Raw genomic sequence first — 16,824 nt, 5'->3', positions numbered from 1 at the left:
GAGTTCCAGGAGAACAAATCGTGACGTCCGCCCCTGGGAACATCAAGGCCGACATCGGAGACAGACGGCTGACCGGCCGGCCGGGCCCGCCCGGATCGCTCCGGGCTGGTCCGGTCCGTCCCGCCCGGGGGCAGGTGCCGGGCGGAACATCGTCGTACCGCCTAAGGCGTGAATTCCCCCGAACTGGTCAGCGCGAACCAGTAGTGCCCATGGCCGGGCAACGTCAGCAGGTACGGCAGCTCGCCGACCGCCGGGAAATGCACCCGGCCCATCAGCTCGACCGGGACCAGCCCGGCGAACCGCCGCAGATCGAGCTCCACGGGCTGCGCGAACCGGGACAGGTTCGCGACACAGAGCACCCGGTCGTCGCCGAACTCGCGGACGAACGCGAACACCGACGGATTGGATGCTCCGAGCTCGGTGTAGCTGCCCTGCCCGAAGACGGGATGCCGTTTGCGAACCTCGATCATCCGCCTGGTCCAGGACAGGAACGAGGTCGACATCCGCTGCTCGGCCTCGACGTTCAGGGCCTGGTAGCCGTACACCGGGTCCATGATCACGGGCAGGTACAGCCGGGCCGGGTCGGTGGTCGAGAACCCCGCGTTGCGGTCCGGGGACCACTGCATCGGGGTGCGCACACCGTCGCGGTCACCGAGATAGATGTTGTCGCCCATGCCGATCTCGTCGCCGTAGTACAGCACCGGGCTGCCGGGCAGGGAGAGCAGCAGCGCGGTGAACAGCTCCATCTGGTCCCGGCTGTTGTCGAGCAGCGGGGCGAGCCGGCGGCGGATCCCGATGTTCGCCTTCATCCGCGGATCCGCCGCGTACTCGGCGTACATGTAGTCGCGCTCCTCGTCGGTGACCATCTCCAGGGTCAGCTCGTCGTGGTTGCGCAGGAAGATCCCCCACTGGCAGTTCGGGGGGATCTCCGGGGTCTGGGCCAGGATTTCCGAGATCGGGTAACGGGACTCCCGGCGCACCGCCATGAAGATGCGCGGCATCAGCGGGAAGTGGAACGCCATGTGGCACTCGTCGTCGTTGCCGAAGTACTGGACGACGTCCGACGGCCACTGGTTCGCCTCGGCGAGCATGACCCGGTCGGCGTACTTGGCGTCGATCTCCTTGCGGACCCGGCGCAGGTACTCGTGCGTCTCCGGCAGGTTCTCCCCGTTCGTCCCCTCCCGCACGTACAGGTAGGGGACGGCGTCCAGCCGGAACCCGTCGAGGCCCAGGTCCAGCCAGAAGCGCAGGACCTCGAGCATCGCCTCCTGGACGTCCGGGTTGTCGTAGTTGAGGTCGGGCTGGTGGGAGAAGAAGCGGTGCCAGTAGTACTGGCCGCGCACCGGATCCCAGGTCCAGTTCGACTTCTCGGTGTCGACGAAGATGATCCGGGCGTCCGGGTACTTGTCGTCGGTGTCGGACCAGACGTAGAAGTCGCCGTAGGGGCCGTCGGGATCCGAGCGGGAGGCCTGGAACCACGGGTGCGCGTCCGAGGTGTGGTTCATCACCAGGTCGGCGATGATCCGCAGGCCGCGCTTGTGGGCCTCGTCAACCAGGTTGATGAAGTCGCCCAGGTCGCCGAACTCCGGGAGGATCTGGAAGTAGTCGGCGATGTCGTAGCCGCCGTCGCGCAGCGGCGAGGAGTAGATCGGCAGCAGCCACAGGCAGTCGACGCCGAGCCACTCCAGGTAGTCCAGCTTGCTGATCAGCCCGCGAAGGTCGCCGGTCCCGTCGCCGTTGGAGTCGGCGAAGCCCCGGACGAGCACCTCGTAGAACACCGCGCGCTTGAACCACTGCGGGTCGCGGGGGGACTCGGCCTCGCCGCCCGCGGCCGCCGTCTCCCGCAGCGCCTCCTCGGCGAACGGTTCCGAGCCGCTCATGAGCTGCGCCGTACGGTCAGGACGTGGGCGGGCTCGCTCGGGTCCAGGCGCACGTAGTTGTCCCGGCCCCACTGGTAGGACGCACCGGTGAACTCGTCGTGGACCGTGAAGGTGTCGCCCCAGTCGAACCCGAGGGCGGGCATGTCCAGGCGCACCGTGGTCTCCCGCGCCATGTGCGGATCGAGGTTGACGACGACGATCACGACGTCCTCGTCCATCCGGTCCTCGTCGGCGAGCCGCTTGGAGAAGGCCATGATCTCGGGTGCGTCCGACTGGTGCAGGCTCAGGTTGCGCAGCCAGTGCAGGGCCGGATGGTCACGGCGGATCTGGTTGAGACGGGTGAGGTAGGGCGCCAGGCTCGTCCCGGCCCGCTCGGCACCGGCCCAGTCGCGCGGCCGGTACTGGTACTTCTCCGAGTCGAGGTACTCCTCGCTGCCCGGCCGCACGGGGGTGTTCTCGAACAGCTCGTACCCCGCGTACACGCCCCAGGTCGGGGAGAGCATCGCCGCCAGGACGGCCCGGATCCGGAACGCGGCGGGCCCGCCGCGCTGGAGGTACTCCGGCAGGATGTCCGGCGTGTTGACGAAGAAGTTGGGCCGCATGTAATGCGCCGACTCGACCAGCTCCTGGGCGTACTCCTCCAGATCCCAGCGTTCGTTGCGCCAGGTGAAGTACGTGTAGGACTGGGTGAAGCCGACCTTGGCCAGGGTGTGCATCATCGCTGGCCGGGTGAACGCCTCGGCGAGGAACAGCACGTCCGGCTCGGTGGCCTTGACCTGGCCGATGAGCCATTCCCAGAACTCGACCGGCTTGGTGTGCGGGTTGTCGACACGGAAGATCCGCACGCCTCGCGCCGTCCAGAACCGGACCACGCGGAGGATCTCGTGGTAGATGCCGATCGGATCGGCATCAAAGTTCAGTGGATAAATATCCTGATACTTCTTCGGCGGATTCTCCGCGTAGGCGATCGATCCGTCGCTGCGGACCACGAACCATTCCGGATGGTGCTTGGCCCAGGGATGGTCCGGCGCGCACTGCAGTGCGAGGTCGAGTGCGATCTCCATGCCGAGGGAACGCGCCCGTGCGACGAAGAGGTCGAAATCGTCCAATGTCCCCAGGTCAGGGTGCACTGCGTCATGGCCGCCGTGCACGCTGCCGATGGCCCACGGCGAACCCGGGTCATCCGGCCCCGTCACCAGCGTGTTGTTCGGGCCCTTGCGGTTGACCTCGCCAATGGGATGGATTGGCGGCAGGTAGACCACATCGAAGCCCATCGCGGCGATGCCCGGCAGCCGTTCCGTGGCGGAGAGGAAGGTTCCCGAGCGCGGCGGGTCGAGGCTCGCACCCTCCGAGCGCGGAAACATCTCGTACCAGCTGCCGTACAGGGCACGCGGCCGGTCAACCCACACGCGGTGCAGGGGGGAGCGGGTGACCAGCTCGCGAAGTGGGTGAGCGTCGAGCAGCGCGGCCAGCTCCGGCGCGCAGGCCGGGGCGATGCGGGCGTGCGGATCGGTGACCTGGTCATCGCGCAGCACCGCCACCGCGTGCGCGAGCTCGGCTCGCCGGGGCTCCGGCAGGCCCGGCAACGCCCGAAGGAACAGCCGTGCGCCGTCCTCGAAGTCGACGGCGAGCTCGTCGGTGGTCTGGCCGGCGCCGACCTTGAGCTCGATGCCGTGCCGCCAGGTGGCGACCGGATCGGCCCAGGCCTCGACGCGAAAGCCCCACAGGCCCGCGCGCCCCATGACGAGGTCGGCCTCATAACGGTCCGTGCCCGCGCCGGTCAGTTTCAAGCGGGTGAACGGGGCACCCTGACCGTCGGGACCGGAAAGAACGACATTTGCTCCGATGAGGTCATGACCCTCACGGAAGATCGTCGCGCTGACGGTGAGGGTTTCCCCCTCCACCGCCCGCGACGGCCACTGGCCACAGGAGACGACCGGGCGCACGTCGGAGATGACAACCCGGCCTACTGAACGTCCGATCATCATGGGGACCTTATCCAGACGAACCACGACTCAATGGTCGACCCTGTACATGGCGTTCGATGGCACCGCCACGTGAACTGCGTGCAACCACCGGATGGGTCTGTGTTGCGGTCGTGGTGTGCCTGGTTGTGCTGTCCCGATGGCCACGGTCCTGACCGATGTTCCCGGCTTGCTCAGATCGTTAACCTTCCGTCGGGGATATTGTCCACGTTGATCCGCTGGTGTGATCCGTGGGGGTTGGTGGCGGGTTCGTCCCGGGTGGGCCTCGAGCTGTGTCGCGGGTATTTCTGACGGCGTGTGCCCGGGGCGGCGGGTGTCACGTCGCGGTTGTGACGGTGTGTCGGATGGGTGACAGACCTTCCGGCATCGGTGCGCCATAAGTGGTGGCAGGCTCGGCGATCCGGGAACTACACCGAGCCGTCGTTCGTCTCGCTGGGCACAGAAGTGTTCGCCGCGGGACCGCTGAACACGAACTCCCATCGACCACCGCACCGGACAGGGGACGCGTGACACCGGACAGGCGAGGCGTCGCCGGCCCGCGCCGAGCGGGGGATACGTCCGTGTCGCCCGTCTCCCTCGCGGGTGCCCGGGCCGGCCGCCGTGGCGGTCGCACGCCGGTGGGGCTGCGCGCGGCCGTGGGGCGGGTGCCCCGTAGTCGGCTTACCGGTGCCCGGGTGGCGCCCGTGGGCGGCTCTGTGACAGCGGTGGGCATCCGGGGCTCGCGAGGCTGGTGGGCGGACACTCCGGTCCCGTGGGCGGCCTTGGGCGTGATGTGTGACGCAGTAGGCTGCCGCCGCCCGTACCCCTGGGTGGTGTGGCCGGTCCCCGACCGGCCCGGCGTGGCTGCCGGCGCGTCTGCCGGCGTGGCTGTTCCCGGCCGGGGCGCGGGGGCGCGCGTGGGACGAGCGTGTGGGGCGGGCGTGGCATCGGCGGGTCGGTGGACCTCGGCCTGACGAACGTGCGGTACGTCGAACCAGAACATCGGACCTGAACCATCGAACCTGAACATCGAATCTGGAGGAGCAGTGGGAGTCAGCCTCAGCAAGGGCGGCAACGTGTCGCTGACCAAGGAGGCGCCCGGTCTCACCAACGTCGTCATCGGTCTGGGCTGGGACGTCCGGACGACCACAGGTGACGACTTCGACCTGGACGCCAGCGCGATCGCCTGCCGGCCCGACGGAAAGGTCGTGTCGGACGGGCACTTCGTCTTCTTCAACAACCTGAAGAGCCCGGACGGTGCGATCGAGCACCAGGGCGACAACCTCACGGGTGAGGGCGAGGGCGACGACGAGAAGATCAACCTCAACCTCGCCGGCCTGCCGGCCGAGATCGACAAGATTGTCTTCCCGGTCTCGATCTACGACGCGGACAACCGGTCGCAGAGCTTCGGCCAGGTGCGCAACGCGTTCATCCGGGTCGTCAACGCGGCGAACCAGGCCGAGATCGCGCGCTACGACCTGACCGAGGACGCCTCGACCGAGACCGCGATGGTTTTCGGTGAGGTCTACCGGCACGGAGCGGAATGGAAGTTCCGCGCGGTTGGGCAGGGTTACGCCTCTGGTCTCGCCGGCATCGCCCGCGACTACGGCGTCAACGTCTGAGCGGTCGGCCCGAACGGCCACTCCTCCGGTGGGGGTCCACACCCGGGGTGGCCCGAGCCGGTGGTCCTGATCCCGTCGACCGGCGGGATCAGGGCTGGCGCCCGGCGGGATCATTTCCAGGGCTTCTGTGAGGTTTCCCCCAGCCGCGGCCGGCGTCAAGGTCGGTGTTTCGTCAGATTTTGGTAGTGCCAGCCGGGCTCCGGCTGAATACGATGCGCTCAACCGCATCGGCCCGGCCCGGTGAACCGGACGCAACGTCCGGTGACAACGCGGTGATGTTATGAGTGGCGGGACCGGTACGGACCGCGGTTCCCGCCCGCGAATGCCTGTCGGAGCATAGTGAGTCGGTCCGGGAGGTGTTCGCAAAAAGTGCACGTACTTCGGATATTCGGCTGGTCGTTCGCGATCACTGCGATCGGGATCGCGGCCGCCGGGGTGATCGGCGGCGGGGACGCCGCGGCGATCGTGGCGATCCTCGCCGTCCTGGAGATCAGCCTGTCCTTCGACAACGCCGTGATCAACGCGACGATCCTGCGGCGGATGAGCGAGGTCTGGCAGCGGCTCTTCCTGAGCCTCGGCGTCATCATCGCGGTCTTCGGGATGCGGCTGCTGTTCCCGATCGTGATCGTGGCCCTGACCGCACACCTGAGCCCGATGGACGTATTCGATCTCGCGCTCAACGACGAGGCCGAATACGCGGCGCGGCTGCACGAGGCGCACCCCTCGATCGCGGCCTTCGGCGGGATCTTCCTGTTCATGATCTTCCTGGACTTCATGTTCGACCCCGAACGCGACATCCAATGGCTCCGGTGGCTGGAGGAGCCGCTGCGCCGTGCCGGCCAGCTCGACGTCCTGTCCGTCGTGACGGGGCTCGTCGCCCTGCTGGTCGTCGCCGAGGCCTTCTCGGGTGATCACACTCAGCAGGTGCTGACGGCCGGTGTCGCCGGCCTCGCCACGTACCTGGGTGTGCGCGGGCTCGGCGAGTTCTTCGAAGCTCGGGGAATCGGCGCGGACGACGAGGACGAGGACGAGGACGAGGGCACGTCGGCGCAGGCGACGGGCTCCGCATCGGCGGAGCGCCGGACCGGCACACCGGATCTGGTTCTCGCGACCGGCCGGGCCGCCTTCTTCCTCTTCCTCTACCTGGAAGTGATCGACGCCTCGTTCTCGTTCGACGGTGTCGTCGGTGCGTTCGCGATTTCGCAGAACATCTTCATCATCGCGACCGGTCTCGGTATCGGCGCCATGTACATCCGGTCCACCACGGTGTATCTGGTCCGGCGCGGGACGCTGAGCGAGTACGTCTTCCTCGAGCACGGTGCGCACTATGCGATCGGCGCGCTGGCCGTGATCCTCGCGGTCTCCATCGAGACCGAGGTTCACGAGGTCGTCACCGGGCTGATCGGCGTCGCGTTCATCGGACTGGCACTGCTGTCGTCCATCCGTTTCCGGGCGAAGGAGCGGAAGGCGGCCGAGATCGAGTCCGGTGCCGGTGGCACGGGCCCGGACGGCCAGGACTCCGACGGCGCGGTCGACTCCGGTGGCCTGGGCGGTGGCGGCGACAAGGCCTCGCCCGTCGGAACCTCCAGCTGACGGACGGACACCCGGCTGGCGGCGGTCATTCGGCGAGCCTTTTCCGTCGTCGACTCGGACTCGCGGCAAACCTGACCGTGGCAAATGAGATGGAAAAGGGCGGTCATCGACCGCCGCGATTGATGGAAACCCACCAACCGCGAAGGAGCGGACCATGGGCATCGACTACAGCAAGCGACCAGCGGCGCCGCCGGCCGGAGCGCCGGTGTCGCTGAGCAAGGTCACCCTCACCAAGTCGGCGCCGACCGTCTCGCTGAGCAAGCAGGGCGGCGGCGGCCGGCTTCACGTCAATCTCAACTGGTCCCAGAACGGGGCGGGTTCGGGCGCGGCCAAGGGCGGCTTCCTCAAGCGGGTGCTCAGCGCGGCGGGCGGCGGGATCGACCTCGACCTGGCCTGCCTGTTCGAGCTGGCGGACGGACGGCGCGGTGTCGTGCAGGCGCTGGGCAACGCCTTCGGGTCCTTCGACAACCCGCCCTACGTCCAGCTCGACGCCGACGACCGCACCGGCGCGACGGCGGGCGGCGAGAACCTCCACGTCAACCTGGCTCGGATCGGGGAGATCCGGCGGCTGCTGGTGTTCGCCTTCATCTACGAGGGCGTGGCCTCCTTCGACCAGGCGAACGCGGTCGTGACGCTGACCCCGGCGCAGGGCGCGCCGATCGAGGTGCACCTGGACGAGAAGGCGGGTGGTTCCCGCATGTGCGCGATCGCCCTGCTCACGAACACCGGCAACGACTTCACCGTCAGCCGCGAGGTCCGCTACGTCGGCGGCCACCGGGAGCTGGACACCGCCTACGGGTGGGGCCTGAACTGGACCGCCGGCCGGAAGTGACCGGAATGTCGGGACACGGGGGGAGTTGAGAGGATCGTCGTAACCGGGCAGGCTGTGCGCATCGACAGGCGCAGCGACGCGACGCGGTGACCGAGGCGCGGTGACCGAGGCGCACGGACGACGGCCGGGTGGGGACACCGGCCCGGCGTCAGCCCTGACCGGGAGCCCTGTAGATGATCCGTCCAGTGCCACCACCCGCCGGGGAAGGGCGTTACTCGATGTTCCAGCCACGCCGTTCCTCGCGCACGGGGTCGTCCGGCCCGGGTGAACCGGGCACCGCCGCCAGTGGCTCCGGCGGGCAGCAGGCCGGCGGGTACCGCTGGTTCGCGCCCGACCCGACCCCGGAGGCCGCTGGGCCGGCGGACCCGCCGGAGCCATCGGCGGAGGTGGACTCTGACCGGTCCGCGGTGGACGAGTCGGGTCGCGGGCCGTCCTGGTACGAGGCTGAGGACAGCACGGACCCGGGCCGTGGTGGTTACGGCCGCCACGGCCAGGTGGCACCGGCGCCCGTCGGGCGCCGGGCGCCGAGCTACCCGGCACGCAACGGACCGGCCGCGAGCGCACGCGGCGGCCGGGGGTCGGTGTTCGCGTCGGAAAGCTACGAGCGTGCCGGGTACGGCCCGCCGGACCGTGGGGCCGGCGATCCGGAGGCGGACCACCCGTCCGGTCACGACGACGACGGCGGCTACCCGGCCGCCGGCTACGAGCGGGCGGAACCGTCGGCCGACGGGCACCTCGTCACCGACCGGCACCCTGCCAGCGACAGGAACCCTGCCAGCGCAAGGCATTCCGCCACCGACAGGTACGGCTCGGCCGACCGATACGCCGGTTACCGGGAGGCGGCCGGGTTCGACGGTCCCGGTGGCTACGAGGACGCCGGTGACTACGAGGACGCCGGTGGCTACGAGGGCACCGGTGGCTACGAGGGCACCGGTGGCTACGACCGTTCCGGCTCTTACGACCGCTCCGGCTCTTACGAGCGTTCCGGTGGTTACGAGCGTTCCGGTGGTCACACGGCTGCCGGCGGCTACGGCACCCCTGGGACCGATGGACGCGGAAGCACCGGCGGATACGAGCGGGCCGACTGGCGCGGCGACGCCGAGGGTGCCGACGGCTACGAGCGCACCGGCGGTTACGACGGCACCGGCGGTTACGACGGCACCAGCGGTTACGACGGCACCGGCGGTTATGGCGGCACGGGCAGCTATGAGGACTACGCCGAGGGTGAGCCGTACGGCGGCAGGCCGGCGGAGTACGCGGGTGGGCTGCCCTACTCCGACGACGTTCCCCACCGTGGCGCCCACGAGCAGGACCCGGCAGGTGGCCACGAGGCGCCGGTCGACTCCGGCCCGGGGCGAGCGCCCCGGTCGGTGATCCCGCCCGGCGCGTTCGGCGCATCGTTCACCGCGAGGCTTCCGAGGACCGCCGCGGTGCCCGGTGATCTCGGGGGGCATGGAGAGCCCGGGGAGCAGAGCGGGCTCGGCGAGCGGGGCGGGCACGGTGGGCTTCACGAGCACGGTGGGCTTCACGAGCACGGTGGCGGTCCCGCGCAGGGCCGGGCGGCGGAACGCGGGGCGGGGGGCGGCAGCACCGGCGATCTCCCGCCGATGCCCGCGCAGAAGATCGACTTCTTTCGCCGCGGCGAACCGGGCCTTGGCGAGCCCGCGTCACCGCCCACCCAGCCGACCGACCTCACGCAGGACCGGCGCCGGACCCCTCACCCCGCCGGCGGCGACGAGTTCGACCTGCTGGACTACGAGATCCTCGGCGGCAGCGCCCGAACCCGGGACAGGGCAGCCAGCGCCGCCGATGCCGTCGACGTCGACGTCGCTCCGGGCACCGGTTCGGACCTGGGGCACGATCCGGCCCTGCCGTCCGGCTACTTCCCGCCGGCGGCCCCGACGACCGGCGCCGCTCCGATGCACGGGGTGGTGGTGTCGTCCGCCGCCGAGGCTGCCGGTGCCGTGGCGGAGCCGGCAGTGGAGGCTCCGCTCGTCGGCGATTTCGCCGCGGCGGTCCCACCAGACGAGGTCAGCGTGGGCAATGGTCCCGGTGTGGTCAGTGGTCCCGGCACAGGCAGCGGTTCAGCCGTAGGCAGCAGTGGTACCAGCGCGGGCGGCGGTCCACTCGGGGCGCCGGCTCCTGGCCCGGATGCCGGCACCGCGCCGGGCACCTTCGATCCGTCCGCGGCGAACCCGCCGGATCTGCCGGCCCCGGCGCTGCCCGGGCTCGGGCACGGGCCCGCGGACGGCGCGGGCCAGCCCTGGGTTGCGGCGGGCGGCAGCGGGGCCTCCGAGGACGCCAGCGGAGCCGGCGGTGGCCCGGCTGGCCACGCCGACGGGACGGACACCGCGGTCGCCGTGGGCGGGGCGAACCACGGCGGTCCGGCGGACAGGGAGCGGACCATCGAGGCGCTGGAACGTCTGACCGAGCGGGTGGACGAGCTCGTCCGGCTGCGCAGGCACGACGCGGAGCTCGTCGATCGCCTCCACGCGGAGAACGGGCGCCTGCGCGGCGGTGAGCTGAACGAGGCGATCGCACCGCTGCTGCGTGGCCTCGTTCGCCTCTACGACCAGATGAGCAGCCTCGGCGGGGACGACAGCCAGAGCGTCGCCGGGATACTGCGCAAGCAGCTGCTTCAGGTGCTGGACCTGGCCGCCGACGTCCGCCCGTTCTCGCCGGAGGTCGGTGACGCGTTCGATCCGGGGCGGTTCCTGGGCGTCCGTCGGGTCGAGACGGACGACCCGGCGCTGGAGGGAAGCGTCGCGCGGACGGTCCGTCCCGGCTTCGTCCGCGGTGAGTCGACGGTCGTCCGCCCGGCGGAGACCGAGGTGTATCGAGGGCGCCGAGCGCGCTGACCGCACGGCGCCGAGCACGCTGACCGCACGGCGCCGAGCACGCTGGGCGCACCGCGCCGAGGGGCCTGAGCACCGGGCCGGGGAGCCTGAGCGCACCGCCCCCGGGTGCCTGGGCGCGCCCGGCGCAGGGTGACTGCGCACATCGTGCCGAGGCATCGGAGGCAGCCTGCCGCACTCGGCGGGACGGCCGCCGTCAGCGGCGGTTGGCCACCCCGTCATCATCATGAGGCAGAGGCCGACTTCGAGCATCGTCGGCGGCGAGGCCGGCGGTATGGCCCGGATGGCCCGGATGGCCCGTCGGTGGGGTGTCGCGTCGCCGGTCGCGGGGGTGTCGGTGGCAGCAGTCGTCAGTGGAAGGGAAGATCAGACGGTGGCAGGCACCAAGGTGTTCGGAATTGACCTGGGCACCACCTACTCATGTATCGCCCAGGTCGACGAATACGGCCGCCCGGATGTGATCCGCAACATCGAGTCGCAGCCCACCACGCCGTCGGTGGTCCTCTTCGACGAGAGCGGTGCCGCGGGAGACGGTGGGCCCGCGGGCTCCTTCGTCGTCGGCACGCAGGCCAAGCGCCAGTCCCGGATCCGTCCCGACGACGTCGCCCGGCTGGTCAAGCGGCACATGGGCGCCTCGGACTGGCGGTTCGTGGCACACGACGTCGAGTACAGCGCCGCCTCGGTGTCGAGCCTGGTGCTCAAGGCCCTCGCCGCGGACGCGCAGCGGGCGACCGGAACGCCGGTCACCGATGTGGTGATCACCGTCCCGGCCTACTTCGGTGACGAGGAGCGCAAGGCGACCAAGCTCGCCGGGGAGCTCGCCGGCCTCAACGTGGTCGACATCATCAACGAGCCGACCGCCGCCGCGTTCGCCTACGGGTTCGCCCAGGACGGCCAGTCCGCCTCGACCGTGCTCGTCTACGACCTGGGCGGTGGCACCTTCGACACGACGGTGATCCGCCTCGACGGCAACGACATCACGGTCGTCGCCACCGACGGCGACCACGAGCTGGGCGGCGCCGACTGGGACAACGAGATCGTCCGCTACCTCGCGCAGAAGTTCGTCCAGGAGCAGCCGGACGCCGGTGACCCCCTCGACGACGTCTACGACGAGCAGGAGCTGCTCACCGCGGCCGAGGACGCCAAGCTCGCGCTGTCCGGCCGGGAGAGCGTGGACGTCCTGGTGGTGCACGGCGGCAAGCGGTGCAGCGTGACATTCACCCGCGCGACGCTCGAGGAGATCACCGCGCCGCTGCTGCAGCGCACGGTCGACCTCACCGGCTCCGTCCTGCAGCGGGCGAAGGAGAAGGGCGTCGACACCATCGACCTGTGCCTTCTCGTCGGAGGGATGAGCAAGCTGCCGGCGGTGTCCCGCCGCCTCGGCGAGGCGTTCGGCCTCACCTGCCGGCTCGCCGACCCGGACCTCGCCGTGGCCAAGGGCGCCGCGGTCTACGGGCAGAAGAAGGCGCTGGAGCGTGAGGTCCGCGAGGAGCTCGTGGCCAGCGGGAAGCTGCGCCCCGACCAGTCCCTCGACGCCGCCGCGACCGGTGACCTCGAGGCCGCCGCGGCGGCGAGCGCGTCCGCCGCCGGGCTGACGACGTCCTCGGTGGTCGATCTGGTTCGCACCCGGGTGACGGACGTCACGTCCCGCGGCTTCGGGATCTTCGCGGAGGACCGCGGCTCGGCCGTCGCCGCGTTCCTGGCCCACCAGAACGACGCCCTGCCGATCGAGGTGAAGCGCACCTTCTACACGATCTCCGACGACCAGGCCGAGGTCGACATCCGGGTCTTCGAACAGGGCACCGGGGTCGAGTCGACCCGGATCGAGGACAACAAGGTGATCGTGGCCGGCGCCATCAGCGGCATCCCGGCCGGCCACCCGCGGGGCACCCCGGTCGAGGTCAGCTTCGAGATGGGGCGTGACCAGACCATCAAGGTCACCGCGACCCATGTCGGGGCGTCCGAGCCGCTGGTGCTCCGGGTCACGGCCGGGGTCGGCAGCGAGAGCATGAAGACGGAGGAGTCGGCGAAGGTCAGTCTCCTCAAACAGCGGGACTGACCGCACCCGCGGCGGCCAGGTGACGGTGGAACAGTGGAGATGAGCACCACCGTGACCGCCGACCGGGCCGGGATCCGTACGCTCGTCGGTGAAGGGGCAAGGCCAGAGCCTGCGGGCGGCGGCGGAACGAGGGTGGAGCGGTGAGCGCGGCATTCGACGGCAGCGGCTACCGGCGACGGGTGCTGGCTGCGCTGCGCGCCCGGACGCCGGTCGACACCGCCGACCCCTTCCTGATCGCGGACCTCGATCCTCGGCGCGAGCACACCGACTCGGAGGTGGCCGCGCAGCTCGCCCGGGTGGTCGCCTTCCTTCAGCGCGAACGCAACTCGGCGAAGTACGCGGCGCTCGCGACCGAGCTCGTCCGGCGGCGTGGCGAATGGGAGGCGCCGCTGCTGGACGGTGACCTCCGGATCCGCCTGCAGGCCCGGGTGCTCGACGCGCGGCGCAGCGGCGACGTCGAGCGGCTCGCCAAGCTCGACGGATACCTCGTCACGCTTCGTGATCGTTTTGGTGGTATCCCGGCATCCCGGATCGCGGGCCTGCGCCGCCTCGCCACCGCCGCCGGCGTCAGCGACCCGGAGTTCGACGCCCGGCTGGCCCGGGAGAAGGTCCTTCCCGACGGCGACCAGGGCGGGGCCGCGCCGCTGGCCCCCGAGGTCCGCAGCCAGATCCGGCAACGCCTCGAGGACCTTCGGGTGCTCCGCGGCGGCGACCTGGTCGGCACCGCCTCGCTGTGGGACTTCCTGGGGGTGGCGCCGGACGCCGGGCCCCAGCGGATCCGGGCCGCCTGGGAGTCGGTTGCCGCCGGCAACGCCCGCCGCCCGCACGACCGGGAGAAGACCCTCACGGCCGACCTGCTCGCGATGGTGCGATCCCGGCTGATCGAAAGCGACCCCGCCCCCTACACCGCCGGCCTGTCGGCCGACGTCGCGGACGAGCTTCGGCCGGCCGTCGAGGAGCACGTCGTACTCGACGGGGAGCTGACCGCGGTCGCCTACGAGGGGCTGGTCCGGGCGGCGCTGGCCGCGGGCCGTGGCCTCGGCACCGAGCAGGTGAAAAGCGTCATCATCGGCATCGCCCGCGACCTCGGCGCCGCCGTGAGCACCGGCGGCGCCGTCGACTACGTGCTGTGCCCCGGCTGCGGGCGTCCCGAGCCGGTCGGCGGGTCCACGACCTGCCGGTACTGCGACACGCAGCTGTACACCGACTGCCCGGCCTGCGGCTCGCTCACCGAGGCGGCGGCCGTGACCTGCCGGCGATGCGGGTACAGCCTGCGCCAGGTCAGAGCCGCCGGTGACGCGCTGACCGTCGTTCGGCAGGCGCTGGAGGACGGCCGGCCCCGGGCCGCCCGGGACGGTCTGAGCCGGGTCCGCGCGGCGCTGGCCGCGGCCGGACCGGCCGCCGGCAACAGCGCGGCCCAGGCGGCGGACGAACTGGACTCCCTGGTGCGGGCCGCGCTCGCGGCGACCGAGGCGGGCTGGCGCGCCCTCGCCGAGGAACGTGCCACCCTGCGCCCGGTCGCGGCGGTCGAACGCGCCCGCTGGCTGGTGGCCCGCGCCGCCGACGTCCCCGGGCCGGACGGCCGCCTGCCGGCCGAGGTGCTCGGGGAGCTGACCGCGGAGCAGGCGGTGATCCGGCGCCGGGTCGAGGCCGCGCGGGCCCTGCCGTCGGACCAGCAGGAGGCGGCGCTCGTCGCGGTGCTGGCCACCGCGGCGGACAGCCAGGACGCGCTGGCCGCGCTGGCGGCGCTGCCGCTGCAGCCGCCGACCGACCTGACCTCCGTGCTGGCGGACGACGCCGTCCTGCTGCGATGGCGGCCGTCCGCGTCCGCCGGGCCGGTCAGCTACCGGGTGGAGCGGATCGTCGTCGACCCGAGCTCGGGCCAGGTCGGCCGGCGGGCGCTGGGCACGACCGGCGCCACCGAGCTCGCCGACTCCGGCGCACCGGCGTGGCGAACGGTGCGCCACGAGGTGACGGCGCTGTCCGGGGAACGGCAGTCCAGATCGGTGAGCACCGCGCCGCTCATCGCCGTGCGTGACATCGCCGACCTGCGGGCCGAGGCGACCCCGACCGGCGTCCGTCTGACCTGGCGGCCGAGCGGGCCGGCGGACACCGTGACGATCGAGCGGATGGTCGACCCGGAGTCCACCGTCACCACGCCGCCCCGCCGGGCCCGGGTCACCGGCAGCAGCTTCCTGGACCCGGACGTGCTGCCGGGCGTGGGCTACCACTACCGCGCGTTCGTCGAGTACGTGGATGTCGACGGCAACGCCGCCCGCACGGCGGGCGCGCAGGCGGAGTTCGGGGTGGTCACCCGCCCGCGGCCGGTGACCGATCTGCTGGCCGGCGCCGAGCACGACCAGATCGCGTTGCGCTGGACCGCCCGGACCGGTGCGCAGGTGCGGGTGTACGCGGTCGCCGTACCGGTCGATGCCGCGGCTGGCGCCGCGGGTGTGATCGGCGTGTCGGGCGCGATCGGCGTGTCGGGCGGGATCGGCGTGTCGGGTGTGCCGGGCGTTGGCCCGACGATCGCCGGTGTGGGTTCCGGGCCGTTGGCGCTGCTGGGACCGGAGGGCACGGAAGTACCGCTGGCCGAACTGCTTCCGCCGCTGCGGCTGGTCGGCGCGAGCCGGCACGGCCAGCTGCGGGACGCCGCTGTCCAACGTGACCACGGGGCGAGTGAACTGATCTACGTGCCGGTCACGGTCGTCGGTGAGATCGGCATCATCGGGCGGTCGGTCCGGCACCGACTGGCCGCGCCCCCGGTCGGGCCGCCGGCCGCGCCCGCTCCGCCGATGTCCCCGATGCCGCCGTTGTCGCCGATCGATCATTCCTCCGGCCGGGCCGCCTCCCCACCGATCGGCCGCGCCCCGCTGCCAGCCGTCTCGCCGGGCACCCAACCGGTGGTCATCGACGTCACCCCGGCGCCGACCCCGACCCCGACGGCATCGGCATCGCCGATGCCGATGCCGATGCAGGCTCCGGTGCCATCACCGGCGACAGCGCTGATCGAGCCGCGTAGATCCGCTCCGAGCGGGGTTCCGGGCATACCGCACCCCGCCGAGCCCCTGATGGCGGCGGCGCGGGTGGACGCGGATCTCGCCGGTGTCGCGCCGGCTACGGGTGCGTACCGGGTACCGGCCGGGCCGCCGACGGTTGGTATGCCCGGTCCGGCGACGGCGGGCATGCCTGGACCCGCGACGGTTGGTATGCCCGGTCCGGCGACGGCGGGCATGCCTGGACCCGCGACGGTTGGTATGCCCGGTCCGGCGACGGCGGGCATGCCTGGACCCGCGACGGTTGGTATGCCCGGTCCGGCGACGGCGGGCATGCCTGGACCCGCGACGGTTGGTATGCCCGGTCCGGCGACGGCGGGCATGCCCGGTCCGGCGACGGTTGGTATGCCTGGGCCGGAAACGGTCGGCATGCCTGGGCCGGCGACGGTTGGTATGCCCGGTCCGGCGACCGTCGACATGCCGGTCACCGAGATCTCGGGCGCGGGCGGTGACGCCGGGCCGCACCAGGGCAGGCCGGGTGCGACGCCGCCGGAATGGCGGCCTGACGTGCCGGCCGACGCCGCGGCGGCCCCCCTGCCCAGCTCGCCCACCGGGCAGGTGGTCATACCGGATCTGAGTGGGCTGACCTCGGTGTCGTACACCGTGGCGAAGGCGGGCTGGCGGCGCCGGACGCTGCGGGTACAGGTGCGGTCCACCGGGCCGGTCCCTCGACTCGTGCTCGTCGCCCGCCCCGGGGAGGAACCCCCCACGACGCCGGCCGAGGGGCAGGTTCTCGCGGAGATGCAGGCGGCGTCGGAGGCGGGTTCGTGGACGATGGAGGTCACGCTCGAAGGCGCGCAGCTTCCGTGGGGTATCCGCCTTCTCCCGGTGGTGACGCCGGACGGGCCGCCGCTGTGGGTCGACCATCCCGAGGACGTCCAGCTCGTCATCCGCTGACATCGCCTACCGGCTCCGGGTAGGTCGCGCATCAAAGCACATTCGCGGTTCGGCGGCTGCGTCTCG

At 71.6% G+C, this 16,824-nt stretch carries 8 protein-coding genes; 6 read left to right on the top strand and 2 right to left on the bottom strand.

Annotated elements, in window-relative coordinates; genetic code table 11:
- Window positions 1-161 precede the first annotated feature (161 nt).
- A complete protein-coding gene (gene treS / locus ACG83_RS06045; RefSeq protein ID WP_054565060.1) occupies window positions 162-1,880 on the bottom strand; it encodes a maltose alpha-D-glucosyltransferase in 1,719 nt (572 codons plus the stop codon).
- Window positions 1,877-3,868, bottom strand: a complete 1,992-nt coding sequence (locus ACG83_RS06040) for an alpha-1,4-glucan--maltose-1-phosphate maltosyltransferase (RefSeq protein ID WP_054565059.1) — start codon at window positions 3,866-3,868, stop codon at window positions 1,877-1,879. The genes treS and ACG83_RS06040 overlap by 4 nt, the downstream gene beginning before the upstream one ends.
- A gap of 1,022 nt (window positions 3,869-4,890) precedes the next feature.
- On the opposite strand from ACG83_RS06040, the gene ACG83_RS06035 reads away from it, so the two are divergent.
- The 6 genes from ACG83_RS06035 to ACG83_RS46490 all read left to right on the top strand — a co-directional run bounded on the left by ACG83_RS06035 (window position 4,891) and on the right by ACG83_RS46490 (window position 16,758).
- Window positions 4,891-5,466 carry a TerD family protein gene (locus ACG83_RS06035; protein WP_006543933.1) on the top strand — a complete coding sequence of 192 codons (576 nt, stop codon included), beginning with the start codon at window positions 4,891-4,893 and terminating at the stop codon, window positions 5,464-5,466.
- A gap of 369 nt (window positions 5,467-5,835) precedes the next feature.
- Entirely contained in the window at window positions 5,836-7,059 is a 1,224-nt protein-coding gene (locus ACG83_RS06030; RefSeq protein WP_054565058.1) for a DUF475 domain-containing protein, read from the top strand.
- A 154-nt stretch (window positions 7,060-7,213) separates the two neighbouring features.
- Window positions 7,214-7,891, top strand: coding sequence for a Tellurium resistance (locus ACG83_RS06025; RefSeq protein WP_054565057.1), 678 nt, complete (start codon window positions 7,214-7,216; stop codon window positions 7,889-7,891).
- Window positions 7,892-8,064: 173 nt separating this feature from the next.
- Window positions 8,065-10,749, top strand: coding sequence for a hypothetical protein (locus tag ACG83_RS46495; RefSeq protein WP_235497686.1), 2,685 nt, complete (start codon window positions 8,065-8,067; stop codon window positions 10,747-10,749).
- A 370-nt stretch (window positions 10,750-11,119) separates the two neighbouring features.
- On the top strand, window positions 11,120-12,805 hold the full coding sequence (locus ACG83_RS06015) for an Hsp70 family protein (protein ID WP_035957283.1): 1,686 nt from the start codon (window positions 11,120-11,122) through the stop codon (window positions 12,803-12,805).
- Between the two features lie 140 nt (window positions 12,806-12,945).
- Window positions 12,946-16,758: a hypothetical protein gene (locus ACG83_RS46490; protein WP_054565055.1), complete on the top strand. Its 3,813-nt coding sequence runs from the start codon at window positions 12,946-12,948 to the stop codon at window positions 16,756-16,758.
- Window positions 16,759-16,824 lie beyond the last annotated feature (66 nt).

Source organism: Frankia sp. R43 (assembly GCF_001306465.1).
In the GTDB taxonomy this organism is placed as follows: domain Bacteria; phylum Actinomycetota; class Actinomycetes; order Frankiales; family Frankiaceae; genus Parafrankia; species Parafrankia irregularis.
The sequence above is the reverse complement of the archived record's forward strand: the minus strand, read 5'-3'. Positions and strand labels throughout refer to the sequence as shown.